Origin of the sequence: Saccharopolyspora flava, assembly GCF_900116135.1 — a bacterium.
GTDB lineage: Bacteria > Actinomycetota > Actinomycetes > Mycobacteriales > Pseudonocardiaceae > Saccharopolyspora > Saccharopolyspora flava.
On the sequence record NZ_FOZX01000001.1, the window covers coordinates 627,094 to 650,904 of the forward strand.

22 protein-coding genes are annotated in these 23,811 nt (G+C 71.1%); 8 read left to right on the plus strand and 14 right to left on the minus strand.

Annotation, left to right across the window (positions count from 1 at the left end):
* Positions 1 to 15: 15 nt before the first annotated feature.
* The 5 genes from recG to BM424_RS02855 all read right to left on the minus strand — a co-directional run bounded on the left by recG (position 16) and on the right by BM424_RS02855 (position 5,965).
* Positions 16 to 2,253 carry an ATP-dependent DNA helicase RecG gene (recG, locus tag BM424_RS02835; protein WP_093413451.1) on the minus strand — a complete coding sequence of 746 codons (2,238 nt, stop codon included), beginning with the start codon at positions 2,251 to 2,253 and terminating at the stop codon, positions 16 to 18.
* Positions 2,254 to 2,274: 21 nt separating this feature from the next.
* Complete coding sequence (locus BM424_RS02840; RefSeq protein ID WP_093413452.1) at positions 2,275 to 2,730, minus strand: hypothetical protein; 456 nt, start codon at positions 2,728 to 2,730, stop codon at positions 2,275 to 2,277.
* A 283-nt stretch (positions 2,731 to 3,013) separates the two neighbouring features.
* The gene (locus BM424_RS02845) at positions 3,014 to 3,961 is read right to left on the minus strand and encodes a DUF1648 domain-containing protein (RefSeq protein WP_175547906.1); all 948 of its coding nucleotides are present in this window, start codon (positions 3,959 to 3,961) and stop codon (positions 3,014 to 3,016) included.
* A complete protein-coding gene (locus BM424_RS02850; protein WP_175547907.1) occupies positions 3,958 to 4,305 on the minus strand; it encodes a GntR family transcriptional regulator in 348 nt (115 codons plus the stop codon). The genes BM424_RS02845 and BM424_RS02850 overlap by 4 nt, the downstream gene beginning before the upstream one ends.
* Before the next feature lie 100 nt (positions 4,306 to 4,405).
* Positions 4,406 to 5,965 carry a DAK2 domain-containing protein gene (locus BM424_RS02855; protein WP_093413454.1) on the minus strand — a complete coding sequence of 520 codons (1,560 nt, stop codon included), beginning with the start codon at positions 5,963 to 5,965 and terminating at the stop codon, positions 4,406 to 4,408.
* A 292-nt stretch (positions 5,966 to 6,257) separates the two neighbouring features.
* Between BM424_RS02855 and rpmB the strand changes: the two genes are divergently transcribed.
* Entirely contained in the window at positions 6,258 to 6,449 is a 192-nt protein-coding gene (rpmB, locus tag BM424_RS02860) for a 50S ribosomal protein L28 (protein ID WP_010305739.1), read from the plus strand.
* Between the two features lie 292 nt (positions 6,450 to 6,741).
* On the opposite strand, the gene BM424_RS02865 is transcribed toward rpmB, so the two are convergent.
* Positions 6,742 to 7,416 (minus strand): uracil-DNA glycosylase, encoded by a 675-nt coding sequence (locus tag BM424_RS02865; protein ID WP_093414594.1) that lies wholly within the window; start codon positions 7,414 to 7,416, stop codon positions 6,742 to 6,744.
* A gap of 362 nt (positions 7,417 to 7,778) precedes the next feature.
* Here BM424_RS02865 and BM424_RS02870 point away from each other — a divergent pair, with 362 nt between their 5' ends.
* Positions 7,779 to 9,110, plus strand: coding sequence for an MFS transporter (locus tag BM424_RS02870; protein WP_093413456.1), 1,332 nt, complete (start codon positions 7,779 to 7,781; stop codon positions 9,108 to 9,110).
* A gap of 61 nt (positions 9,111 to 9,171) precedes the next feature.
* On the opposite strand, the gene BM424_RS02875 is transcribed toward BM424_RS02870, so the two are convergent.
* The gene (locus BM424_RS02875) at positions 9,172 to 10,161 is read right to left on the minus strand and encodes a thiamine-phosphate kinase (RefSeq protein ID WP_175547908.1); all 990 of its coding nucleotides are present in this window, start codon (positions 10,159 to 10,161) and stop codon (positions 9,172 to 9,174) included.
* A gap of 73 nt (positions 10,162 to 10,234) precedes the next feature.
* Here BM424_RS02875 and BM424_RS02880 point away from each other — a divergent pair, with 73 nt between their 5' ends.
* Positions 10,235 to 10,468, plus strand: coding sequence for an Lrp/AsnC ligand binding domain-containing protein (locus BM424_RS02880; protein ID WP_093413458.1), 234 nt, complete (start codon positions 10,235 to 10,237; stop codon positions 10,466 to 10,468).
* Between the two features lie 47 nt (positions 10,469 to 10,515).
* Positions 10,516 to 11,094 (plus strand): DUF3515 domain-containing protein, encoded by a 579-nt coding sequence (locus BM424_RS02885; RefSeq protein ID WP_245775566.1) that lies wholly within the window; start codon positions 10,516 to 10,518, stop codon positions 11,092 to 11,094.
* 91 nt (positions 11,095 to 11,185) lie between these two features.
* On the opposite strand, the gene BM424_RS02890 is transcribed toward BM424_RS02885, so the two are convergent.
* Positions 11,186 to 12,277, minus strand: coding sequence for a D-alanine--D-alanine ligase family protein (locus BM424_RS02890; RefSeq protein WP_093414597.1), 1,092 nt, complete (start codon positions 12,275 to 12,277; stop codon positions 11,186 to 11,188).
* Between the two features lie 70 nt (positions 12,278 to 12,347).
* Positions 12,348 to 13,763 carry a MocR-like pyridoxine biosynthesis transcription factor PdxR gene (pdxR, locus tag BM424_RS02895; RefSeq protein ID WP_093413460.1) on the minus strand — a complete coding sequence of 472 codons (1,416 nt, stop codon included), beginning with the start codon at positions 13,761 to 13,763 and terminating at the stop codon, positions 12,348 to 12,350.
* Positions 13,764 to 13,823: 60 nt separating this feature from the next.
* On the opposite strand from pdxR, the gene BM424_RS02900 reads away from it, so the two are divergent.
* Positions 13,824 to 14,468, plus strand: a complete 645-nt coding sequence (locus BM424_RS02900) for a pyridoxamine 5'-phosphate oxidase family protein (RefSeq protein WP_245775567.1) — start codon at positions 13,824 to 13,826, stop codon at positions 14,466 to 14,468.
* On the opposite strand, the gene BM424_RS02905 is transcribed toward BM424_RS02900, so the two are convergent.
* The 4 genes from BM424_RS02905 to BM424_RS02920 form a co-directional block, all read right to left on the minus strand.
* Positions 14,469 to 14,906, minus strand: coding sequence for a cysteine dioxygenase (locus tag BM424_RS02905; RefSeq protein ID WP_093413463.1), 438 nt, complete (start codon positions 14,904 to 14,906; stop codon positions 14,469 to 14,471). It abuts the gene before it with no gap.
* Between the two features lie 398 nt (positions 14,907 to 15,304).
* On the minus strand, positions 15,305 to 16,429 hold the full coding sequence (locus BM424_RS02910; protein WP_245775568.1) for a cystathionine gamma-lyase: 1,125 nt from the start codon (positions 16,427 to 16,429) through the stop codon (positions 15,305 to 15,307).
* A 35-nt stretch (positions 16,430 to 16,464) separates the two neighbouring features.
* Positions 16,465 to 17,472: an NAD(P)H-dependent glycerol-3-phosphate dehydrogenase gene (locus BM424_RS02915; protein ID WP_093413466.1), complete on the minus strand. Its 1,008-nt coding sequence runs from the start codon at positions 17,470 to 17,472 to the stop codon at positions 16,465 to 16,467.
* Complete coding sequence (locus BM424_RS02920) at positions 17,459 to 18,175, minus strand: lysophospholipid acyltransferase family protein (protein ID WP_245775569.1); 717 nt, start codon at positions 18,173 to 18,175, stop codon at positions 17,459 to 17,461. The genes BM424_RS02915 and BM424_RS02920 overlap by 14 nt, the downstream gene beginning before the upstream one ends.
* A gap of 181 nt (positions 18,176 to 18,356) precedes the next feature.
* On the opposite strand from BM424_RS02920, the gene cofC reads away from it, so the two are divergent.
* The 3 genes from cofC to BM424_RS02935 all read left to right on the plus strand — a co-directional run bounded on the left by cofC (position 18,357) and on the right by BM424_RS02935 (position 22,676).
* Positions 18,357 to 19,001, plus strand: coding sequence for a 2-phospho-L-lactate guanylyltransferase (gene cofC, locus BM424_RS02925; protein ID WP_245775570.1), 645 nt, complete (start codon positions 18,357 to 18,359; stop codon positions 18,999 to 19,001).
* 209 nt (positions 19,002 to 19,210) lie between these two features.
* Positions 19,211 to 21,610 (plus strand): RNA degradosome polyphosphate kinase, encoded by a 2,400-nt coding sequence (locus BM424_RS02930; protein WP_245775571.1) that lies wholly within the window; start codon positions 19,211 to 19,213, stop codon positions 21,608 to 21,610.
* 106 nt (positions 21,611 to 21,716) lie between these two features.
* The gene (locus BM424_RS02935; RefSeq protein WP_093414600.1) at positions 21,717 to 22,676 is read left to right on the plus strand and encodes an NUDIX hydrolase; all 960 of its coding nucleotides are present in this window, start codon (positions 21,717 to 21,719) and stop codon (positions 22,674 to 22,676) included.
* A 263-nt stretch (positions 22,677 to 22,939) separates the two neighbouring features.
* Here the strand turns inward: BM424_RS02935 and BM424_RS02940 are convergent, their stop codons facing one another.
* The gene (locus tag BM424_RS02940) at positions 22,940 to 23,647 is read right to left on the minus strand and encodes an HU family DNA-binding protein (RefSeq protein ID WP_093413470.1); all 708 of its coding nucleotides are present in this window, start codon (positions 23,645 to 23,647) and stop codon (positions 22,940 to 22,942) included.
* Positions 23,648 to 23,811 lie beyond the last annotated feature (164 nt).

The following is a 23,811-nucleotide window of genomic DNA, read 5'->3' on the forward strand; positions in this document are numbered from 1 at the left end:
GGATCCGGAAGGTGATCACGACTTCTCGAGGTACTCCGCGCGCTCCTCGTCGACCACCTCGGCCACCATCCGCGCCAGCCCCGTATGCTCCCGCAACTCCGGGTCCGCCGCCACGACGCGCTCCGCCTCCTCGCGCGCCTGGGCGATCACGTCCTCGTCCCGCAGCAGCGACAGCATTTTCAACCCGGACTTGCGGCCCGACTGCGCCGCGCCCAGGATGTCGCCCTCGCGCCGCAGCTCCAGGTCCAGCCGCGCCAGCTCGAACCCGTCGGTGGTGGAGGCGACCGCGTCCAGCCGCTCCCGCGTCGTGGTGCCGCCCATCGCCTCGGTGACCAGCAGGCACAGGCCCGGCGCGCTGCCCCGGCCGACCCGGCCGCGCAGCTGGTGCAGCTGCGAGACGCCGAACCGATCCGCGTCCATGATCACCATGACGGTCGCGTTGGGCACGTTCACGCCGACCTCGATCACCGTGGTCGCCACCAGCACGTCGAGCTCGCCCGCGGCGAACGAGCGCATCACCGCGTCCTTGTCGTCGGGCGCGAGCCTGCCGTGCAGAATTCCCAGCCGCAGCCCCGAAAGCGGCCCCGCGGCCAGCTGCTCGGCCACGTCGATCACCGCGACCGGCGGGCGCCGCTGCTCGCCGCCGTCGTCGTCCGGCGGCGGCTCCTCACCGTCACCGTCATCCACAGTGGACTTCTTCTTCGACTTCTTGCCCTTGCCCGAAGGTTCCTCGTCGTCACCGATGCGCGGGCACACCACGTACACCTGGTGCCCGGCCGCGACCTCCTCGTGGATCCGCGCCCACGCCCGGTCCAGCCACGCCGGCTTCTCCGACACCGGGACCACGCTGGTGCTGATCGGCGAACGCCCCTGCGGCAGCTCGCGCAGCGCCGAGGTCTCCAGGTCGCCGTAGACCGTCATCGCCACCGTGCGCGGGATCGGCGTCGCCGTCATCACCAGCACGTGCGGCGCGGTCTCCTCACCACCGCGCGCCCGCAGCGCGTCGCGCTGCTCGACGCCGAAGCGGTGCTGCTCGTCGACCACCACCAGCCCGAGGTCGGCGAAGGACACCTTGTCCTGGATCAGCGCGTGCGTGCCGACCACGATCCCGGCCTCACCGGAGGCCGCCTCCAGCATCGCCTGACGCCGCTGCGCGGTGCTCAGCGACCCGGTCAGCAGCGTCACGCGGGTCGCGTTCTCCGCCCCGCCCAGCTCACCGGCCATCGCCAGCTCGCCGAGCAGCTCGCGCAGCGACCGCGCGTGCTGAGCGGCCAGGACCTCGGTCGGCGCCAGCATCGCCGCCTGCCTGCCTGCGTCGACGACCTGCAGCATCGCCCGCAGCGCCACGATCGTCTTGCCGCTGCCGACCTCGCCCTGGACCAGCCGGTTCATCGGGTGCTCGCTGCCCAGGTCGGTGGCGATCTGCTCGCCGATCTCCTGCTGCCCCCGGGTCAGCTCGAACGGCATCCGCTCGTCGAACGCCGCCCGCACCCCGTCGTCGCGGCGCGCGCACGCCGGTGCCGGACGCTCCTCGATCGCGCTGCGGCGCTGGGCGAGGATGAGCTGCACGGCCAGCGCCTCGTCCCACTTGAGCCGGTCCTGCGCGGCGGCGACCTCGCCGAAGTTCTGCGGCCGATGGATCTTGCGCAGCGCGTCCTCCAGCGAGGACATGCCCAGGCGCTCGCGCAGTTCGGTGGGCAGCGGGTCGTCGGTGCCGTCCCAGACGTCGAGGACCTGGCTGACGCAGCGCGCGATCGACCACGACGGCAGCCCCTGCGCCGACGGGTAGACCGGCAGCAGCGCGGCCGCGAACTCCTCGGCCGCCGCCCCCACGTCGGTGGCTTCCGAGTCGAACAGCTGGTACTCGGGGTGCGACAGCTGCAGCTGCTCGCGGAACGCGGTCACCTTGCCCGCGAACATGCCGCGCTTGCCGGGGATCAGCTCCCGCTCGCGCCAGGCCTGGTTGAAGAACGTGCACGACAGCGAGCGGTGCCCGTCGGTGATGCGGGCCTCGACGATGGTGCCGCGGCGGGACTTCATGGTCCGCTTGGTGACCCGCTCGACCTTGGCCAGCACGGTCGCGTGCTCGCCGAGTTCCAGCCCGGCGATCGCGGTCAGCTCGCCGCGCTCGGCGTAGCGGCGCGGGTAGTGCCGCAGCAGGTCGCCGACGGTGACCAGGCCCAGCGCTGATTCGAGCGCCTTGCCGGTCTTGGCCCCCAACAACCGGTCGAGCTTGGCGTCCAATGTGGTCACTGCAAGTCCTCCGCCCGCGTCCTACTCGGTGCCCGCACTCTCCCGGCCGCCGAACCGCCAGCCCGCCCACGCCGCCGGCAGCGCCCCGAGCAGCAACCAGCCCTGTCCGGACAGCTCACCGGCGTCGCGGAAGTCCGGTGCGTCGACGTTCGCCCACGTCGTCAGCACCACGGTTCCCAGCATCACCCAGCCGAACACCGCCATCACGGCCCCCGCCACCGCCGTGGCCCGCGTCCGCAGCACCCCGCGCAGCACCAGCGCGCCCCACACGGCCGCGACCACCAGCCACCACACCAGCTTGCCGAGCAGGAAATCGCGCAGCGAGCTCGACGTCTCCGGCGTCCCGCTCGCGGTCCACTCGACGGCGATCGGCTCGGGCAACCGCGCCCGCAGCGCCATCGGCACGGCGAGCATCAGCACGGCCACGAGCAGCGTCCAGCCGGTGATCAACCACAGGTACCGGCTCCGGATTCGCACTGCTGGCTCCCTCGACGACTCGCCCCGAGATTAGCGGCACACCCCGACCACCCGTCCCACCACCCGCGACGACGCGCGGACGATGACAGAAAGGTTCCCATGCACCGATGAGCGGAAAGCTCCCTTCCACCCGTGGGAGGAAAGCTCCCATCCACCCGTGAGAGGAAAGTTCCCTTCAGCCGGTGAGCGGAAAGTTCCCATGCTCGCCCGGGAGGAAAGTTCCCCTCGGCGCTGACGGCAGGGGAACCTTCCTGCCACGCCCGTGACAGGAAGGTTCCCCTGTTCACATCGCCGAGCGTTCCGCGATCAGGGCGTTCAGCAGTTCGGCGCCGCGTTCGGGTTCGTCGGCGCTGATGATGAAGTCGCGGCCGGAGGTCAGGCGCAGCACCAGGCAGTCGCCGCTGCGGAGCATGATCGCCGTGGCGGCGGGCAGGACCCGGTAGCCCCAGCCTCCGACGGACAGGGCGTGGTGGTGGGCGACGCTCGCGGCGCTGATCCGGTCGAGGCGGATGCGCCGGACCGGGAAGCGCTGCAGCCCGAAGGCGACGTGCACGCCGCTGTCGTCGACCCGCGTCCGGGCCGAGGACAGGCCCAGCACCAGCACTCCCACGATCAGCACCGGCACCGCGACGCCCGCGCTGACCAGCGGGAGCAGTCCCACGCCGATGAGCACCCCGGCGGCACCGACCGCGGTGAGCACGCGGCTGGACGCCGACGAGATCCACACCTCGCGCCTGCCGGGCGCCAGGTCGAGCGCGCCGGCGGGCTCGGGTTCGGCGCCGGGCTCGTCGGGACCGCGGTTGCCGAGCAGCCAGCCGAGCCACCCGGCGACCGCCGCCGCGCCCAGCACCGGGAGCACGTGCCACAGCGGCAGCCGGGCGTCCCGCCAACCGGCGTGGTCGAGGTTGACCCACAGCGTCGACCCCAGCAGTCCCGCGAAGAACAGGGCCGCCGCGCCCAGCAGCGCCGCGCTCCCGGCGCGGTGGGCTCGGCGCCGGCCGGCGGTTCCGACGATCACCGCGAACACCGCCACCAGCAGCCACCCGGGCAGCACGACCAGCGGGAACAGCGCCCGCGACGTGGAGCCGTCGGGGACGCCGCCGAAGCCGAAGTGGGTGGCGATCGGGTCCGGGAGCCGGTCGCGCAGCAGCACCAGCGGTGCGATCAGGGCGACCGTCACGAGCACCGACCACAGCAGCGAGACGACCAGGAACGCCTTCCGGTGGTTCACGATTCCTCCTCGATCCACCGCGCGAGGTCGGCGGCGGTGTAGCCGTGGCGGCGGGCGTCGGCGAGGAGTTCGCGCGCCCGGGTTCGCAGGCCCGCCTCCGGGTCGGGCTTGCGCAGCACCGTCACCCCGCGTCCGCGGCGGAACTCCAGCAGTCCCTCGGCCCGCAGTTCGCGCAGCGCGCGCAGCACGGTGTTGGCGTTGACGCGCATCGCGTCGGCCAGGTCACGCGCGGGCGGCAGCCGATCACCCGGCTCCACCTCGCCTTCCGCGATGGCGCGCCGGATCGCATCGGCGGCCTGCTCGTGCAGCGGCCGGTCGTCCTCGAGATCCAGGGAGAGCAACATGGTGCTAATGACACTAGCACCATCGGTGTCATCCTGGAACGACGACGAGGAAGGGAACCTTCCTGCCGTGACAGAAAGGTTCCCTTCCTCGCGAAACGCGCTACTCGATGCCGATCAGCAGGAGGGCGTCCAGGGCGCCCGCCGGGTAGGTGGCCATCTCCACCTCGGGGTGCTCCCGGCGCAGGTGAGCGGAAAGTTCCCCGGGCAGGTCGGCGGGGGTGTTGTCGCCGACCAGGGCGGTCAGCAGCTCGCCGCCGAGGGCCAGCATCCGGGTCAGCAGCTCCTGGGCCGTGGCGGTGAGGTCCTCGCCGATGAGCACCACCTCGCCGTCGATCAAGCCCAGGATGTCGCCGGGACGGCAGCGGCCCACCCACGTCAGGGCCTCAACGTCGGCGACGTAGAGCTCCCCGCGACGCGTCGCCGCCGCGGCCTCGGCCATCGCGACCTGATCGTCGGCGCGGCGCCGGTTCGGGTCGTGCACGGCCAGCGCGGCCAGGCCCTGCACCGGCGAGGCCGTCGGGACCACCACGACCTCCGGGGCGTCCTTGGGCAGATCGGTGACCGCGCGTTCCGCCACCAGGGCCGTGTCCAGGTCGTTCGGCAGCACCACCACGTGCCCCGCGCCGGTGCCGGTGAAGGCCTCCCGCCACTCGGCCGGGACCGGCATCGAGTCCACCACCAGCACGTCCGCGCCCTCGGCGGCGAAGACCCCGCCCAGCTCCTCGCCCGGCACGCACGCCAGCACCGCCACGTCGCGGGCGTAGGCCTCCCGCTGGTCGGCGAAGCGCGTCACCTTGATCCGGTGCACCCGGCCCGACTCGACGCCGGCCTCGATCGCTCCCCCGATCTCGTCGCAGTGCACGTGCACCGCCCACGAACCGGACCCGTCACCCACCACCGACACGCAGTCGCCCAGCTCCCCCAACCGCGCGCGCAGCGCCTCGGCGCGCGCCGCGTCGGTGTCGGCCAGCAGGTACATGACCTCGTAGTCGAAGCTCGACTCGTGCTCCAGCAGATCCGCCTCGGCCGGGACCGAGGTGCTCGGAGCCAGCCACTCGCCGTCGCGCACCACCGCGTTCAACGCGTCCAGCAGGACCACCACGCCCCGGCCACCCGCGTCCACCACGCCCGCGTCCGACAGCACCGGCAGCTGCGCCGGGGTCGCGGCCAGAGCCTCGATCGCGGCCCGCGTCGACCCGCGCACCACCTCCGCCAGCTCGTCGGCGCCCCGCGCGCCGTGCGAGGCGGCGCGCAGCACCGACAGCACGGTTCCCTCCTGCGGCTCGGCGACCGCGCGACGCGCCAGCTGCTCCGCCCGCGTCAGCGCCTCCCGCCACAGCGGGCCGTCGGCCGTCACCGCATCGCCCACCTGCTCGGCCACGCCCCGCAGCGCCTGCGACAGCAGCATCCCGGAGTTCCCGCACGCCCCGCCCAGCGCGCCCTTCGCCAACGCGTCCAGCACACCACCGAGCGTGTCCGGCGCGGACTCGTCCAACGTGCGCACCGCCGCGCGCATCGTCTGCAGCAGGTTCGTGCCCGTGTCGCCGTCGGCGACCGGGAAGACGTTGATGCGGTCGATCGACTCGCGCTCGGCGGTCAACGCCGACAGGGCCAGGTCCGCCCAGCGACGGGCCGCCGCCGCGTTCAGCGTCCGCAACACCTGGGAACCTCCCACGCACGTTACGATCGGTTGGGCCCGAGACTATCGGCAGTCGGCGCGCTCCCGGTGCTCCGGCGCACATCGGCCCCCACCTCGGAAGGAGCCGGTGGCGGTGGGCTAGACTGACCCGGTCCCAGGGTGGCGATGACCCCGGGCGACCGGGTTCTCCGGGCTCAGGCCGCCGCACGGCGGTGAGCAGGAAGCGCTCCCGCAGGTGCCTCTCCGCTTCGGCGTGGCACGACTGCGGAGCTCTCATCGCTGTAACCGTCAAGCAAAGTAAGGGGTGTCTGACGTGGCTGCCGTCTGCGACGTCTGTGGCAAGGGACCAGGCTTCGGCAACTCGGTCTCGCACTCCCACCGGAAGACCAAGCGCCGGTGGAACCCGAACATTCAGACCGTCCACGCCAAGATCGGTCTGTCCCAGCGCAAGCGCATGAACGTCTGCACGTCCTGCATGAAGGCAGGCAAGGTCGTCCGCGGCTGAGGTTTTGTTCTTAGGGAGCCCCGAGGTGGTTGCGCCTCGGGGTTTTCTGCTGTTCAGGCCAGGAACGACAACCCCGCCACCCACCCACGTCAGGCAACCGGCGAAGCCGGTTTCTCAGTACCCCACCTAAGACGCTGGCACCGCCGCGGGTTCTCAGACGTCTTCTGGGGAGGACAGCCGACGCGCCGTGTCTTGGCATACATAAGCCTCGGATCCCGGAGCCAGAAGGCGTCTGAGGTTCCGCTACCCGCACCGCCAAGCAGGGCGACCACGAAGTAGTTGATCAGTAGAACTAGGGCAGCTTCCAGTCGATCGGCTCCCAGCCCTTCCGAGCCAAGATCTCATTCGTCCTCGAAAAAGGACGAGAGCCGAAGAAGCCTCGGTCTGCTGACATGGGGCTGGGATGCGGCGACTCGACGCACTCGACGCCGGGCATCAGCGGCCGCAGGTCCCGGGCGTCGCGTCCCCAGAGGATCGCCACGAGGGGTTCTTCGCGGGCGGCGAGGGCCTTGATGGCCTGGGCGGTGACCTGCTCCCAGCCCTTGCCGCGGTGCGAGCCGGGCTTGCCGGGGCTGACCGTGAGGGAGCGGTTGAGCAGCAGCACGCCGCGCTCGGTCCACGGGGTGAGGTCGCCGCTGGAGGGCTTCGGGTGGCCGAGGTCCTCGCAGTACTCCCGGAAGATGTTGACCAGGCTGCGCGGCGGCGCCACGCCCGGGGCGACCGAGAAGCTGAGCCCGACCGGGTGTCCCGGTGTCGGGTAGGGGTCCTGGCCCACGATCAGCACGCGCACGTCGTGGAAGGGCTGCTGGAACGCGCGCAGCACGTTCTCCGGGGCCGGCAGGTAGGTGCGGCCCTCGGCGACCTCGGCGCGCAGGAAGTCGCCCATCGCCGCGATCTGGTCCGCGACCGGCGCGAGCGCCTCCGCCCAGCCGGACTCGACGGTTTCGTGCAGGGGACGTGCTGCCATGCCGAGCAGGTTAGCGATCGACTCCGAAGCGCTCGCGCACAGCCCCACGACCAACCAGAAGTGTCACACGTCACATACCGATGACGTAACGATGATCGCGAGTTCGCTCACATGCGTAATCGCGAACTACTCCGAAAGCGCCATTTCCGCCCGTCATCGCGGAAATTCGCCTGTCAAATCAGTGACGCTGCGACAGGACGATTCCGGCGCCCGGCGCCCGTCGTTCCGCAGAAAGGAAATAACGGGGCAATGCTCGATCCAGCAGTTTTGGTGGCCTAGCCCAGGCCGCTCGGCTAGGTTCTGGCGAAGTTCCAAATCGACCACGGCCGTGGAGACAACACCCGGAGGTGGGCCGCACAATCATGACTTCTCAGCAACCAGCCGAAACAGAGGCCGAGCAGAAGTCGTTGCTGCGCCGCGCGGTCGGCGCAGCGGCAATCGGTAACTGCACGGAGTGGTACGACTTCGGCGTCTACGCCTACGTGGCCGCTTACGTCGGTCACCAGTTCTTCCCCGGCCCTTGGGAGACCGTCTCCGCCTTCGGCGTCTTCGCCATCTCCTTCCTGTTCCGCCCGCTGGGCAGCCTGTTCTTCGGGCCGCTCGGCGACCGGATCGGCAGGCAGAAGGTGCTCGCCGTGACGATTCTGCTGATGTCGGGATCGACGTTCGTCATCGGTCTGCTGCCGACCTACGGCGCGATCGGCATCGTGGCACCGATGCTGCTGCTGTTGTGCCGCTTGGTGCAGGGCTTCTCCACCGGTGGTGAATACGGCGGTGCCGCGACCTACATCGCCGAGTACGCGCCCGATCGCAAACGCGGTTTCTGGGGCAGCTGGCTGGAATTCGGCACCCTGGTCGGATTCGGGCTGGGCGCGCTGGTGCCCACGATCCTGATCTTGACGCTGGACAGCACCTCGATGGAGACCTGGGGCTGGCGCATCCCGTTCCTCATCGCCGGTCCGCTCGGCGGCGTCGGTCTGTACCTGCGGTCCAAGCTGGAGGACACCCCGGCGTTCAAGCAGCTGGAGAACACCCACCAGGTGGCCAAGTCGCCGCTGAAGGACCTGATCCGCGACTGGTGGCGGCAGCTGCTGATCCTGATGGGCATCGTGGTGCTCATCAACGTCGCCAACTACACGATCCTCACCTACATGGAGACCTACCTGTCGGACACGCTCGACGTGCCGGACGGGCAGGAGCACCAGGTGCTGATCCCGCTGCTGCTGACGGTCGTGTTCATGCTGATCATCATCACGCCGATCGGCGCGCTGTCGGACCGCATCGGCCGCAAGCCGCTGTTCCTGTCCGCTGCCATCTGCTTCCTGATCCTGCCGGTGCCCGCGTTCTGGCTCATCGGCCAGGGGACGGTGCTGACCACGATCCTGGGTCTGGCGCTGCTGGCGATCGGGCACGTGCAGCTGATCGGGCCGCTGGCCTCGACGCTGCCGGCGATGTTCCCGACCAAGGTCCGCTACGCGGCGTTCTCGGTCGGCTATAACATCTCCACGGCCGCCTTCGGTGGTACTGCGCCGCTGATCAACGACTCGGTCGTGAGCAGCACCGGCAACAGCTACTTCCCCGCCTTCTACCTGATGGGCGCGGCACTGGTCGCACTGGTGCCGATCCTGCTCATGAAGGAGACCGCGAAGAAGCCGCTCATGCAGGACGCCCCCGCGGCGGCGACGGCGAACTGACGCCGAACCCACCACAGTCGAGAACGCCCCCTGGAACCCTTCCAGGGGGCGTTCTCCGTCGTCAGCGCCAGTGCTCCCAGCCGGTGGGGCCGACGTAGGGGTTGCCGTCGATGGTCACGCCCGATCCCTCGGTGACCACGCCGATCTCGCGGAAGTCGGGCGGCAGCGGCCGGGACGCGGGGAAGGTGGCGATCAGGGCCTGGTCCTCGCCACCGGTGAGGACCCAGTGGCGGGCGTCGGCGCCGAGCGCGGAGGCGACCTCGGTGAGCCGCTGCGGCACCTCGACCTGCTCCATGCGCAGGTCGACGGCCACGCCGGAGGCGGTGGCGATGTGGCCGAGGTCGGCCAGCAGCCCGTCGGAGGTGTCCACCATGGAGGTGGCGCCCGCGACGGCGGCCTGCGGGCCGGCGCCGTAGGGCGGTTCGGGCACGCGGTGCGCGCCGACGACGGCGACCGGGGAGCGGAAACCGCGCCCCAGCACGGCTAAGCCGGCCGCCGACCACCCGAGCCTGCCGGCGACCGCGACGACGTCGCCCGGCCGGGCTCCGGAACGGGTGACGGGGTCGCGGCCCTGCAGGTCGCCGAGGGCTGTGATCGAGATCGTCAGTGACGACGACGACACCATGTCGCCGCCGATGATCCCGATCCCGGCCTGCTGTGCCTCTTCCCACAGGCCGTCGGCGAGCTCGTCGACGACCGCCGTCGGGGTCTCCGGCGGGCATCCGAGCCCCACCAGCACCCCGGTGGGCACCGCGCCCATCGCGTTGATGTCGGAGAGGTTCACCGCGACCGCCTTGCGGCCCACCTGGTGCGGCGTCGACCAGTCGAAACGGAAGTGGACCTGTTCCACCAGCACGTCGGTGGTGGCCACCACGCGACCGTCGGGAGCGGCCAGCACCGCGGCGTCGTCGCCGGGGCCGAGCTGCGTGCCCGGCGACTGCTGACGGCCCGCCGTCACTCGTTCGATGAGATCGAACTCACCCACCTGGGAAATGGTCTGTGGTTCCTGGGACGAGTCAGGACCCAACTGGGACCTTCCTTCCTTGAGCATCAGCTCGGTCAGATGGGGTAGCTTTCTGCCAGTTTCCTACCCCGAGCACATGGGCTAGACGAAGGGGCACGCCGTGGTTCAGGCATACATCCTCATCCAGACCGAGGTCGGCAAGGCGGCCGCCGTCGCAGGCGAGATCTCCGGGTCCACCGGCGTCATCAGCGCCGAGGACGTGACCGGTCCCTACGACGTCATCGTGCGCGCCGAGGCCGAGAACGTCGACCTCCTCGGCAAGATGGTCGTCGCCAAGATCCAGAACGTCGAGGGCATCACGCGGACGCTGACCTGTCCCGTGGTTCACCTCTGAGCTGACCCCGTCGCGGCCGGTGCGCGGCGTGGTGCTGTAGTGGGAACGTGGTTGAGCACGAGGGTTCCGGCGTCCCCAAGCCGGTCTTGATCATCGCGATCGCGCTCGGCGTGCTGCTGGCCGTCGGCGTGGCCGGTGTCGGCGTCTACGGCTGGTACGGCGAGCACCGGGCGCGGGAGGAGGCCGAGGCCGCGCAGGCCGCCCGCCGCACCGGCCCGCTGGCGGCCCCGCCGATCCCGGCGCCCGAGGCCGAGTCGCCGGAGTGCGCCGCCGTGATGTCGGCGCTGCCCGCGGACCTCGTGGTCGGCGGTGCGCCGGTGCCGCGCAGGCCGATCGCCCAGCCCGCACCGGCCGCGACCGTCGCGTGGGGCGACGCCGAGCACGACCCGATCACCGTGCGCTGCGGCATCGACGCCCCCGCCGAGCTCACCCCGACGTCGCAGCTGATGGACGTCTCGGGGGTCAGCTGGCTGGAGATCAACCAGGGCGGCGACTCCTCCTGGCTCGCCGTGGACCGCCCGGTCTACGTGGCGCTGAGCGCCCCCGCCGACACCGGCACCGGTCCGCTCCAGGACCTCTCCGCCCTCATCAAGACCAAGCTCCCGAAGCAACCCGTCTTCCCCTGATCGACCGTCCCCCGGTCGAAAACCCCGGTTTTCGTCGCGTCAAAAACCCCGGTTTTCGCGCGACGAAAACCGGGGTTTTCACACGGGTGAATCAGCGGAGGCCGGTGCCTCGGGCTTGGGCCGTGTCGATGAGGGTGGTCAGCAGCGTCGGGTAGTCGATGCCGCTGTGCGCCCACATGCGCGGGTAGAGCGAGATCGGCGTGAAGCCCGGCATCGTGTTGACCTCGTTGATGATCAGCGTGCCCTCGTCGGAGAGGAAGAAGTCCACGCGCGCCAGCCCCTGGCACTCCAGGGCGGCGAAGGCGCGGACGGCCATGTCGCGCAGCTGCGCGGTGTGCTCGTCGCTGATCTTGGCGGGCAGGTCGAACTCGGTGACGTCGTCGAGGTACTTCGACTCGTAGTCGTACCAGTCGCTCTCACCGGTGACGCGCAGCTCGGCGGGCTGCGAGGCCTCCACCCGGCCGTCGGGGAACTCCAGGACGCCGCACTCGATCTCGCGGCCGCTCACCCCGGTCTCGACGATGACCTTCGGGTCGGTCTTGCGGGCCTCGGCGATCGCGGCGTCCAGCTCGGACCAGTCGGCGACCTTGGTGATGCCCAGCGACGAACCGGCGCGGGCGGGCTTGACGAACACCGGCAGGGTCAGCCGCTCGCGCTGCGCGTCGGTCAGCGTCGCCTGACCGCGCCGCAGCACCTCGTAGGTGCCGACCTCGATGCCCTCGGCCGCCAGCAGCTTCTTGGTGTACTCCTTGTCCATCGACACCGCGCTGGAGAGCACACCGGGCCCCACGTAGGGCACGTCGGCCATCTCCAGCAGGCCCTGGATGGTGCCGTCCTCGCCGAAAGCGCCGTGCAGCACCGGGAAGACGACGTCGACGCCGGAGAGCACCTCGCCGCCCTTCTCGGGCTCGAGCAGGACCAGCTCCTGACGCGTCGGGTCGCCCGGCAGGGCCAGCGCGGTGCCGGAGACGACCTCGGGTTCCTTGCGGTCGCGGATCTCCAGCTGCTTCGGGTCGTCGGTGCCGAGCACCCAGGCGCCTTCCTGGGTGATGCCCACCGGCACGATCTCGAAACGGTCCTGGTCCAGGTGGGCGAGAACGCTGCCGCCGGAGACGCAGGAGATGCCGTGCTCGGTGCTGCGCCCGCCGAAAACGACGGCCACCCGGGTCTTGCGCGAAGTCATGCGCCGGACCATACCCCGCGTGCGCTCAGGTCGTTTTACGAAGCCCTCCCGCTGACGACACGATGCGGTATCAGGGCGTTCCCCGGCACAACCGGGCCACCATCGGCAGGGCCGATCGGAGCTCATCGCGACTGCAGGCGGCGTAGCCGAGGACCAGTCCGCACCAGCGCTGCGGTCCGTCGTGGTGCCGTCGCAGCCCGTCGAGGACCAGCCCCTCCTCCGCGCCGTCGTCGAGGACGCGCCGCTCGGCGTCGGCGTCGGGCAGCGGCAGCACGACGTGCGCGCCCGCGCGGTCGCCGAACACCTCGACGCCCTCGGCCGCGAGGGTCTCCACGACCAGCGCCCGGCGCTGCGACAGCTCGCGGCGCAACCGCCTCAGGTGCCGGCCGAGGTCGCCGTGGCGGGCGAACTCGACCAGCACGCGCTGGCCCGCCAGCGCCGGGCCCTGGCCGATGCGCTCGCGGTGCCGCTGCACGGCGGTGGTGATCCGCTCGGCGGCCAGCATCCAGCCGACGCCGAGCGTGGGAGTGAGGATCTTGCTGGTCGTGCCCAGGTGCACCACGACGTCGGGGGCCATCGACGCCAGCACCGGCAGCGGGGCGACGTCGTAGCGCAGCTCGCCGTCGTAGTCGTCCTCGACGATCAGCCACCCCTCGTCGCGGGCGCGCTCGATGAGCGCGATGCGGCGCTCGGCGGGCAGCCTGCCGCCGATCGGGAACTGGTGCGCCGGTGAGCAGTAGACGGCCGCGATCCCGCCGGGGATGTCGTCGACGACGAGTCCGGAGTGGTCGACGGGCGCGGGCACGACCTCCACTCCCGCGGCCTTGAGGGCACCGACCGCGCGCTGGTAGCCGGGTTCCTCGACGGCGACCTTCGCGCCGCGCGGCAGCACGGCGGCGGCGAGTTCGCCGAGCGCGGTGCTGGTGCCGCCGGTGGCCAGCACGTTCTCGGCGGTCCAGCCGCCGACGACCAGACCCCGGTGCCGCAGCAGGTGTTCCACGACGGCCTCGCGGTAGCTGAGCAGTCCCGCCCGCTGCGGTCGCAGGTCGGGGGCGGTGTCGGCGGCTGCCCGCCACGCCCGGCGCCACGCGGCGCGGTCGATCCCGTCCGCCCACGGGACCCCGGCGAACAGCTGCACCATCGGGCGTTCGGCGTGCTTGCGCTCCAGCACCGGCGGCGCGACGGCGTCGCTGCGGGCACCGGGCGGGCTCGTGGTGACGAAGGTGCCCGATCCGCGCCGCCCGACGATCCAGCCCTCGGCGTGCAGCTGCTCGTAGGCGGCGGCGGTGACGGTGCGGCTCACCGCCAGGTGCCGGGCCAGGGCGCGCGTGGACGGCAGCCGGTCGCCGCCGCGCAGCTGGCCGATCGTGGCCGCGTGCCGCAGGGCGTCGGCGAGCTGGACCGCGAGCGGCAGATCACCGTCCCGGTGCAGGTCGATGGCCAGCTCCAGCAGCGGGGAGCTCGCCGCGGGCACGTCATGTGGCATTCTGGAATTCTCGCAGATTGGCACTTCGATGAGGCCACTTGTCCGGGTGATGCTGGCGACGTGACTACGCAGCTCTCACCCACGGAACGCTCCACCGTCCGCCGCGGCGCCCACCGGGCCAGCACCGACCGCGCCGACCTGCACGCCACCCTCGACGCCGGGCTGATCTGCCACCTGGCGATGGTCGTCGACGGTTCCCCGCGCGTGCTGCCCACCGGCTACGGGCGCCTCGACGACACCCTCTACCTGCACGGATCGAGCGGGGCCCGCAGCCTGCGGGAGGCCGACGAGGTGTGCGCGTCGGTGACCGTCGTGGACGGCGTCGTGTACTCGCGGTCGATGATGCACCACTCGATGAACTACCGGTCGGCGGTGATCCACGGCCGCGCCCGGCACGTCACCGACCCCGGCGAGCGGTGGGAGGCGCTGCGGGTGATCACCGAGCACCTCGCCCCCGGTTCCTGGGACCACGCGCGGCAACCGAACAAGAAGGAGCTCGCCGCCACCGCCGTGATCGCCCTCGACCTCGCCGAGGCCTCGGTGAAGATCCGCACCGGAGGCCCCGGCGACGACGCCGAGGACATCGAGGCCAACGAGGCGTGGGCCGGAGTCCTGCCGCTGCACCGGACCTGGGGCGACCCGGTGCCGGCCGCCGACCTCGTCTCGGACCTGCCCGTGCCCGAGCACGTGCTGCGCCGCGGCTGATCAGCCCCGGATCGCGCGGTTGGCGCGCTGCGGCCGGTAGACGTGGATGGTCACCGCCGGATCGACGCCGAGATTGCTGACCTGGTGGGCGTAGTGCGGGCCGAACACCCGCGACTGCCCGGCGCTCAGCGAGTGCAGCAGCTCGGCGTCACCGGGGCGGGCGACCCGTTCGGTCAGAACCCCTTGCACGACGGTGAAAGCACCGGTGGCGCCGCCGTGATCGTGCAGGTCGGTGCGCTGGCCGGGCAGCCAGCTCAGCAGCCACGCCTCGTAGGCGTCGGTGCGGGCCAGCAGCCCGGCCCAGCGCTCGTCGGCGTCGTAGCGGAGAAGGTGAGCCCAGGAGGTGCGGTCGGCGGCGAACTCGCGGGCGATGCGGGCCGGGTGCGCGATGGTCAGGTCGGCAGGAGCGGCCACGGTGTTGGGCGGAACGGCGAACACGGTTGTGGTCCTTCGGAGATCGTGAGCGAACCCCGGGGCGCAGGCGCGCGACGACGCCGCGATCAACCCGGGAACTGGATGAGATCGATCAACACGAAGAACACGAACAGAGCGCGCTGGCGACGCGGTGCAGGTCGATGTGACCCCGTCGGCCGGTGATTGCGCGCTTCAACACGCCCCGCACTCAACCAGTCCCCCACCCCGCCGTCAACCAACACCCCACCGCACCCCCACACCCAGCGACCCACTTCACACCCGTTGGGGTGAGGGTGACCCCACCAGCGGTCAAAAACCCCGGTTTTCGTCGGGTCAAAAACCGCAGGATTCGACCCGACGAAAACTGCGGTATTTGACCGGTCGAATCCTGCGGTATTTGACCTCGGGTGGGGACGGTGGAGTCAGGAGAGGGCTTGGAGGACGTCTTGGACGAGGTCGTGGGGGTCTTCGCAGCCTGCTGAGAAGCGGAGGAAGCCCTCGGGGACCTGGTCGCCCCACTGGGCGCGGCGGTCCGCAGTCGAGTGGAGGCCGCCGAAGCTGGTGGCCGCGACGACGAGGCGGGACCGGGCGATGAACGACTGGACCGCGTCGGCGTCGGCGAGTTCGAAGCGGAAGACGCCGCCGAAGCGGCGCATCTGCTTGTTCGCCAGCTCGTGGGCCGGGTCCTGGGACCAGCCGGGCCAGCGCAGACCGGTCACCGCCGGGTGATCCGAGAGGGCCTCGACCAGGGCGGCGGCGTTCTCGGCCTGCCGGGACAGGCGCAGGTCGAGGGTGCCCATGCTGCGGTGCGCCAGCCACGTCTCGAACGGGCCCGGGATCGCACCCGACAGCGACCGGGCGCGCACCAGGCGGTCGGCGAGCTCGTCGTCGCGGACCGAGACGTGCCCCAGCAGGATGTCGCTGTGCCCGGACAGGGCCTTGGTGTCGCTGGCGATGACGACGTCGGCGCCCAGCTCCAGCGGACGCTGCCCCAGCGGCGTCGCCGTGGTGTTGTCCACCGCCAGCAGCGCGCCCGCGGCGTGCGCCCGCTCGGCGAGCTCCGCGATGTCGCAGACGTCGCCGCCCGGGTTCGACGGGGTCTCCAGCAGCACCAGCCGGGCGCCGTCGAAGACGTCGTCGGACCACGGCCCCGGCGTGGGGATCTCCCGCACGTCCAGGTCCAGCTCGGTCAGCTCGTCGGCGACGAACTGGCGCGACGCGTAGTAGCCGTCCGAGGGCAGCACCAGCTTGTCGCCGGTGCGCAGCACCGCGCGCAGCAGCGTGCTGATCGCCGCCATGCCCGAGGGCAGCAGCACGCAGCGGCCGCCGTCGAGGTCGCCGATCGCCGACTCCAGCGCCCGCCACGTGGGATTGCCCGCGCGGCCGTAGAAATCACCGCTCGGACCGGACTCGCCCAGGTGGTACGGCGCGGCGAACACCGGCCCCGGCAGCAGCGGCGTTCCCGCCTCCGGCTCCGGGTGCCCGCCGTGCACGACGCGCGTTCCGTCGCCGAAATCCCCAAGTTCCCCGAGATTCACTGTGGTCACTCCCGCACTCGCGATCGACGCGAGCGCGGACCGGATCACTCGGCCTTGCGCTCGCGTCCCAGCAGCTCCGCCGTGGCCGGGCCCGGTTCCAGTCCCTCGTGGCACACCCGGTGCACCACGTCGGTGATGGGCATCTCCACGCCGTGCCGGTCGGCCAGCTGGCGGATCGAGGAGCAGGATTTCACGCCCTCCGACACCTGGCCGTGGGCGGCCTCCTGCGCCTGGGCGAGCGTCTCCCCGCTGCCCAGCCGCTCGCCGAAGGTCCGGTTGCGCGACAGCGGCGACGAGCACGTCGCCACCAGGTCGCCCAGACCGGCCAGCCCGGCGAAGGTCATCGGGTCCGCGCCCAGCGCGACGCCCAGCCGAGTCGTCTCGGCCAGACCCCGCGTGATCAGCGACGACATCGTGTTGTGCCCGAACCCGAGCCCCGCGGCGATGCCGCAGGCCAGCGCGATGACGTTCTTGCAGGCGCCCGAGATCTCGATGCCGACCATGTCGGTGTTGGTGTAGGGCCGGAAGTACGGCGTGAAGCAGGCCTTCTGCAGCGCCACCGCCCGCTCCTCGTCCGGGCAGGCCACGACCGTCGCGGTCGGCTGCCCGGCGGCGATCTCCTTGGCCAGGTTCGGGCCCGACACGACGGCGACCTGCTCCATCGGCACGTCGGCGACCTCGCCGACGACCTGGCTCATCCGCTTGAGCGTGCTCAGCTCCACGCCCTTGGCCAGGCTCACCAGCGTCGCCTCCGGCGGCAGCAGCGGCTGCCAGCCCGCCAGGTTCTCCCGCAGCGTCTGGCTCGGCACCGCCAGCACCACGACCTCCGCGGCGTGCACCGCCTCGGCCGCGTCGTCGGTGGCGCGCAGCCGCTCCGGCAGCTCGATGCCCGGCAGGTAGGAGCCGTTGCGCCGGGTCTCGTTGATCTCCTGCGCCACCTGCGGGCGCCGGGCCCACAGCGCGACGTCGTTGCCCGCGTCGGCCAGCACCTTCGCGAACGTGGTCCCCCAGGATCCGGCGCCCAGCACCGCGATCCGCTCAGGCTGCGCCATCGGTCCCCTTCTTCTTGCGGGCGGGGGCGTAGAACTCGGTGGGCGGCTGCTCCTCGCGGATCTCGCCGAGCAGGTCGCGGACCTCGCTCATCGCCAGGTTCGTGACCTCGCGGATCGTCTCCACATCGGGCTCGCCGCCGCGGTAGGCCGACAGGTCCAGCGGTTCACCGAAGACGTAGTTGACCGTCTTGCGCGGGAAGGGCCGGAACTTCTTGTTGTAGTGGTCGTAGATCTCGCGGGTGCCGTAGCGGGCGGCGGGGATGACCGGGATGTCGTTGGCCAGCGCCAGCCGCGCCACCCCGACCTTCGGCGTCATCGGCCAGCCGTCGGGGTCCTTGGTGATGGTGCCGTCCGGGTAGATCACCAGGACCTTCCCGGCCTCCAGCCCCGCGTGCGCGTCGCGCAGGCTCTTCCGCGCGTCCGCGGTGCCCCGGTAGACCGGGATCTGCTCGACGCCGACCAGCACGTTCTTGAGCACCGGCACGTTCCACAGGCTGTTCTTGGCCATGAACCGCGGCACCCGGGCCGCGCGGTGCACCGTGACCGCGTCGAAGATCGGGTCGAGGTGGGAGACGTGGTTGAGCACGATCAGCGCGCCGCCCTCGGCCGGGATGTGGTGCACCCCGCGCACCCGGACGCGCGCCAGCAGGCAGGTCAGCGGGTAGAACACCCAACGGGCCAGGCCCAGCCAGAAGATGCCCATCCCGTGTGCCTTCTCGCTGGTCGCCCTCCGCCGGCGTCGGAGGTTCCTCGGTTCCACCACGGCCATTCCTCCAAGTCTTGAGCGCCCGTCAAATTACCCGGCACGGGACACCGGCTCGTCAACCAGGCGGCAGTTGATTGGCCCGCCACCGCATCGGCGGACGTTGGCGCAAGATGGACCCGTGACCGCCGCCGACACGCCCGACAGCACCGGGGTGCACCTGCTCGTCCCGCTCAAGCCCCTGAACCGCGCCAAGTCCCGGCTGCTGGCCGGGCGCGGACCCGCCGGGCACGCCGAGCTGGTCACCGCGATGGCGCTGGACACCGTCGCCGCCGCCCGCCGCGCCCGCGGGGTCGCCGGGGTCGTGGTGGTCTCCTCCGACCGCGAGCTGACCGAGTCCTTCACCGCGCTCGGCGTCGAGGTCCTGCCCGACGAACCGGCCGACGGCCTCAACGCAGCGCTGCGCCACGGCGACGAGGTGCTGCGCGCTCGCGGCGCGCACCGCGTCGGCGCGCTGCAGGCCGACCTGCCCGCGCTGCGCTCCGGCGAACTCGGGTGGGCGCTGCGCGCGGCGGGAACCGATCGCTCGTTCTGCCCCGACCTGCCCGGCGACGGCACGACGCTGCTGCTGGCCGAACCCGGCCTGCCGCTGGACCCGCGCTTCGGCCCCGGCTCCGCCGAGGCCCACTCCGAGTCGGGCGCGAAAACCCTGCTCGGCCCTTGGGAGTCGCTGCGCCGCGACGTCGACACCGAAGCCGACCTGACCTCGGCGAAGACCACCGGCCTCGGCCCCCGCACCCGCGCCCGGGTCGCGTCGGCGGAGTGAGCGAAAGGTTCCCACGCACCGCTCACGACGGTGGTGACACGAAGGTTCCCCTCCTCGCGCCGACCGCGTGAAGCGTTCCCTCCGGAGGCCCGGCGTGACAGGAAGGTTCCCTCGTGCACGTCACGCGCGGTGCGGCTGTGCTCAGACGAACATCGCGTGAACGTCCGCGGCGGTCGATCTGAAACGGTTTTTTGAGTGACAATGGGCCGGTGAGCACGAACAGCAGCGACCCGTCGCCGAAGCGGCCCGCCAAGCGCACCTCGTCGTCCAGTGGCAAGGCGTCGTCCAGCGGCAAGGCGTCGTCCAGCGGCAAGGCGTCCGCTGGCAAGGCCTCCACCGGGAAGACGTCCAGCGGGAGGACCTCCTCCGCCAGGACGTCCAACGCCAGGAGGTCCAACGGCGGGGCGGCCAACGGCGGGGCCGCGAACCGCGCGCCGCGTCCTGCTCGCCGCGCCGGCAGCTCCGACACCACGCCGCCCCCGCCAGCCAACGACGGCGCGCGGGTTCCCTCCGCGCCGCCGGCCGTCACCCGGGCGGCGGCGACCACCGACCTGCCGGAGGACCGCTACCTCAACCGGGAGCTGTCCTGGCTGGACTTCAACGCGCGGGTGCTGGCCTTCGCCGAGGACCGCTCGCAGCCGGTGCTGGAGCGGGCCAGGTTCATGGCGATCTTCGCCTCCAACCTGGACGAGTTCTACATGGTGCGGGTGGCCGGTCTGAAGCGCCGCGAGGAGACCGGGCTGTCGGTGCGCAGCGCCGACGGGCTCACCCCGCACGAGCAGCTGGTGCGCATCGCCGCCCGCAACCAGGACCTGATGGAGAAGCTCGGCCGCGTGTTCGTCGACGAGCTGCTGCCCGAGCTCGACGCGCACGGCATCCGCATCCTGGACTGGGACGAGCTCGGCTCCGACGACCAGGTCAAGCTCACCCGCTACTTCGAGGACCACATCTTCCCCGTCCTCACCCCGCTGGCCGTGGACCCGGCGCACCCGTTCCCCTACATCTCCGGGCTGTCGCTCAACCTCGCGGTGACCGTGACCGACCCGGACGCCGGGCTGCGCCGCTTCGCGCGCGTGAAGGTGCCCGACAACGTGCCGCGGCTGATCCGGGTGGAATCCGACCGCGAGAACGAGCTGGCCACCTTCCTGCCGCTGGAAGAGCTCATCGCCGCGCACCTGGACAAGCTGTTCCCCGGCATGCGGGTCTCCGAGCACCACATCTTCCGGGTCACCCGCAACGCCGATCTGGAGGTCGAGGAGGACCGCGACGAGGACCTGCTGCAGGCCATGGAGCGGGAACTCGCGCGCCGCCGCTTCGGACCGCCGGTGCGGCTGGAAGTCACCGACACCATGAGCGAGAACATGCTCGAACTCCTGCTGCGCGAGCTGGAGGTCGACCAGCACGACGTGGTGGAGGTCAAGGGGCTGCTCGACCTGTCCTGCCTGTTCCAGCTCGACAAGCTGCAGCGCCCGGACCTGAAGAACTCGCCGTTCGTGCCCGCCACGCACCCCGCGTTCGCCGAGGGCCAGACGCCCAAGAGCATCTTCTCCACGCTGCGCGAGGGCGACGTGCTGGTGCACCACCCCTACGACTCGTTCTCCACCTCGGTGCAGCGCTTCATCGAGCAGGCCGCCGCCGACCCGCACGTGCTGGCCATCAAGCAGACCCTCTACCGCACCTCCGGCGACTCGCCGATCGTCAACGCACTCATCGACGCCGCCGAAGCGGGCAAGCAGGTGGTGGCGCTGGTGGAGCTCAAGGCGCGGTTCGACGAGCAGGCCAACATCCAGTGGGCGCGCACCCTGGAGCGCGCGGGCGTGCACGTCGTCTACGGCCTGGTCGGCTTGAAGACGCACTGCAAGACCTCGCTCGTGGTGCGCCAGGAGGGTTCGACAATCCGCCGCTACTGCCACCTGGGCACCGGCAACTACAACCCGAAGACCGCCCGCATCTACGAGGACCTGGGTCTGCTGACGGCCTCGCCGGAGATCGGCGCGGACCTCACCGACCTGTTCAACGTGCTCACCGGTTACGCCCGGCACGGCGACTACCGGAGGATCCTGGTGTCGCCGCAGGGCATCCGCAACGGCATCGTCGAGCGCATCGAGGCCGAGATCGAGCGCGCCCGGCAGGGTTTGAGCTGCGGCGTGCGGATGAAGGTGAACTCGCTGGTCGACGAGCAGATCATCGACGCCCTCTACCGCGCATCGCAGGCCGGTGTGCCGGTGCAGGTCGTGGTGCGCGGCATCTGCGCGCTCAAGGCCGGCGTCGACGGGCTCAGCGACAACATCGAGGTCCGGTCCATCCTGGGGCGTTTCCTGGAGCACTCGCGGGTGTTCCACTTCGTCGGCATCGACGAGCACTGGCTGGGCAGCGCCGACATGATGCACCGCAACCTGGACCGCCGCATCGAGACCCAGGTCCGCGTCACCGACCCGAAGCTGACCGCCCAGATGGACGCGATGATGGACTCCGCGCTGCACCCCTCGACGCGCTGCTGGGTGCTCAACGCCAAGGGCGACTGGGAAGCCTCCCCGCGCAGCGGCGAACAGGTCCGCGACCACCAGACCGAAATGCTCTCCGGCCACGGCGCCAAGGTTTCCCAGTGATGCTCCGCTCAGCCATGCGGGCAGGAGTACCTGAGCGGCTCCGCGAACTGCCGGCGACAACTCGTTCCCAGGCTCGTTGAGGAAGTAGATCGTGACCGACATCCCGGTGACCGAAGCGGTGCGCGCCGCGGGGGCCGTGCTGTGGCGCCCCGGCCAGCAGGGACCCGAGGTGGTGCTGGTGCACCGCCCCCGCTACGACGACTGGTCGCTGCCCAAGGGAAAGCTCGACCCGGGTGAGCTCGCCGCGCACGCCGCCGTGCGCGAGGTCGCCGAGGAGACGGGGTTTTCGACCGCGCTCACCCGTCCCCTCACGCAGGTGCGCTACACGGCGCCCGCGCGCGGCGGCCGGACCGCGCCGAAGGTCGTGGACTACTTCTCCGCGCACCTGCTCGGTGGCGAGTTCACGCCCAATGACGAAGTGGACGAACTCCGCTGGCTACCGTTGAAGGAGGCGCGAGCGGAGTTGACCTATCCGCATGATGCGCGAGTGCTCGACGCATTCGCCGAGTCCCGCTCCGAAACGGCGACCGTATTGCTGGTTAGGCACGCAAAAGCGGGCAAACGATCCGAATGGTCAGGAGATGACGCTCTTCGTCCGCTCAGCGAAGCGGGGCGCCGACAACGGGACGCATTGCATTCCCTGTTGCCGTTGTTCGCGCCTTCCCGCGTCTATTCCGCCCCTCGCGTGCGCTGCGAACAAACCGTGGCCCCGGTGGCCCGCGACCGCGGAATCGACGTCGTGAGCGAACCGCTGTTCTCCGAAGAGGTCTATTCCGCCGATCCCGACGCGGGCGTGCGGGCGATGCTGGAGGTGGCAGGCCGCGGCGGCACCAGCGTGGTGTGCAGCCAGGGCGGGGTCATCCCGGATCTGGTGACGCGGCTGGCCGATTCAGCGGGTCTGCGCCTGGACGAGGTCGCTGCGCGCAAGGGCAGCGTGTGGACCCTCTCGTTCCGGCCCGGCGAAGTGGAGAACGGCGAACTGGGGAACGGCGCGATCTCGGGGAACGGTCAGGCACCGAACCTGAGCCTGGCGGCGGCCGATTACCTTCCGGACCCGCAGGCATGACCGTGAAGAACCCCTGACGGGCGCTGATCGCGCCGCTGCCCAGCGCTGCGGTCACGTCCGCCGCAGGGGTCCGGCAACGCCGTTTCCGGCGCTCTGCGCGCTTCTCAGCGCGTCAACTCGGAACGGGATGCGACCCCCGCCGCCCGCGGTGCGGCGGGTTCTCGCGCGTCCCGAGCGCTGTGAGCGGGCGGCGGCACGCCCCGAAAGACGGGGCTATGCGGCCGCCCGCTCGATCCACCTGAGCTCGCAATCGAGGCGAGCGGTCACTTCTTGGTGGACTTGCGCGTCGTCGTGGCCTTCTTGGTGGCCGGGCGAGTGGTCTTCGCCGTGGTCTTCGGCGCCGCCTTGGTGGTGGCCTTGGCGGTGCTGGCCCGCTTGGTGGTGGAGGCCTTCGCCGGGGTCGCCTTGGCCGTGGAGGCCTTGGTGGTGGCGCGCTTCGGGGCCGCCTTGGCGGTGCCGGCCTTGGCCGTCGAGGCCTTGGCGGTGCTCGCCTTGGTGGTGGAGGCCTTGGTGGCCTTGGCGGTCGAAGCCTTCGCGGTGGAGGCCTTCGCCGTGGTGCGGGTGGCGGTCTTGCTGGCCGCGGCACGCGTGGTGGTGGCCTTGCGAGCGGTCGTGGTCTTGCTCGCCGAGGCGGTGCGCGTGGTCACGCCGCGCGTGGTGGCCGCCTTGCCCGAGGTGGTCGCGCGCGGGAGCTTCCGCTGGCCGCCCACGACTTCCTTGAACTGGGTGCCGGCGCGGAACGCGGGAACGTTGGTCTTCTTGACCTTCACGCTCTCACCGGTGCGCGGGTTGCGCGCGACGCGAGCCGCGCGAGCGCGCTTCTCGAAAACGCCAAAACCGGTGATGTTGACCTTCTCGCCTTTGTTGACGTTGCGAACGATGATGTCGACGACGTCTTCAACGGCCTGGCTGGCGGTCTTCTTGTCTCCGAGGCGTTCTGCCAGAGCCTCGATCAGTTGGGCCTTGTTCACTTCAGTCCCTCCCAGGACACAACAACGGCCCCGTTGGGCCGACTCAATGTCAACGGTAAAGCCCCGGAACAACAAATGCCATTCGCCACGCCCCATTTTTTCCTTGGGGCGCGGGCATTCGAGTCCGGGCAACGGGGTCCGAGCAGTGCTCCGAGCGAGTCTGG

Coding starts and splice junctions, on each gene's coding strand:
- BM424_RS02850 (WP_175547907.1), bottom strand. CDS start 4,305: ATGTTGCTCTCCCTGGATCTCGAGGACGACCGGCCGCTGCACGAGCAG.
- BM424_RS02870 (WP_093413456.1), top strand. CDS start 7,779: ATGACTTCTCAGCAACCAGCCGAAACAGAGGCCGAGCAGAAGTCGTTG.
- BM424_RS02875 (WP_175547908.1), bottom strand. CDS start 10,161: ATGCTCAAGGAAGGAAGGTCCCAGTTGGGTCCTGACTCGTCCCAGGAA.
- pdxR (WP_093413460.1), bottom strand. CDS start 13,763: ATGCCACATGACGTGCCCGCGGCGAGCTCCCCGCTGCTGGAGCTGGCC.
- BM424_RS02915 (WP_093413466.1), bottom strand. CDS start 17,472: ATGGCGCAGCCTGAGCGGATCGCGGTGCTGGGCGCCGGATCCTGGGGG.
- BM424_RS02890 (WP_093414597.1), bottom strand. CDS start 12,277: ATGACTTCGCGCAAGACCCGGGTGGCCGTCGTTTTCGGCGGGCGCAGC.
- BM424_RS02920 (WP_245775569.1), bottom strand. CDS start 18,175: ATGGGCATCTTCTGGCTGGGCCTGGCCCGTTGGGTGTTCTACCCGCTG.
- BM424_RS02865 (WP_093414594.1), bottom strand. CDS start 7,416: ATGGCAGCACGTCCCCTGCACGAAACCGTCGAGTCCGGCTGGGCGGAG.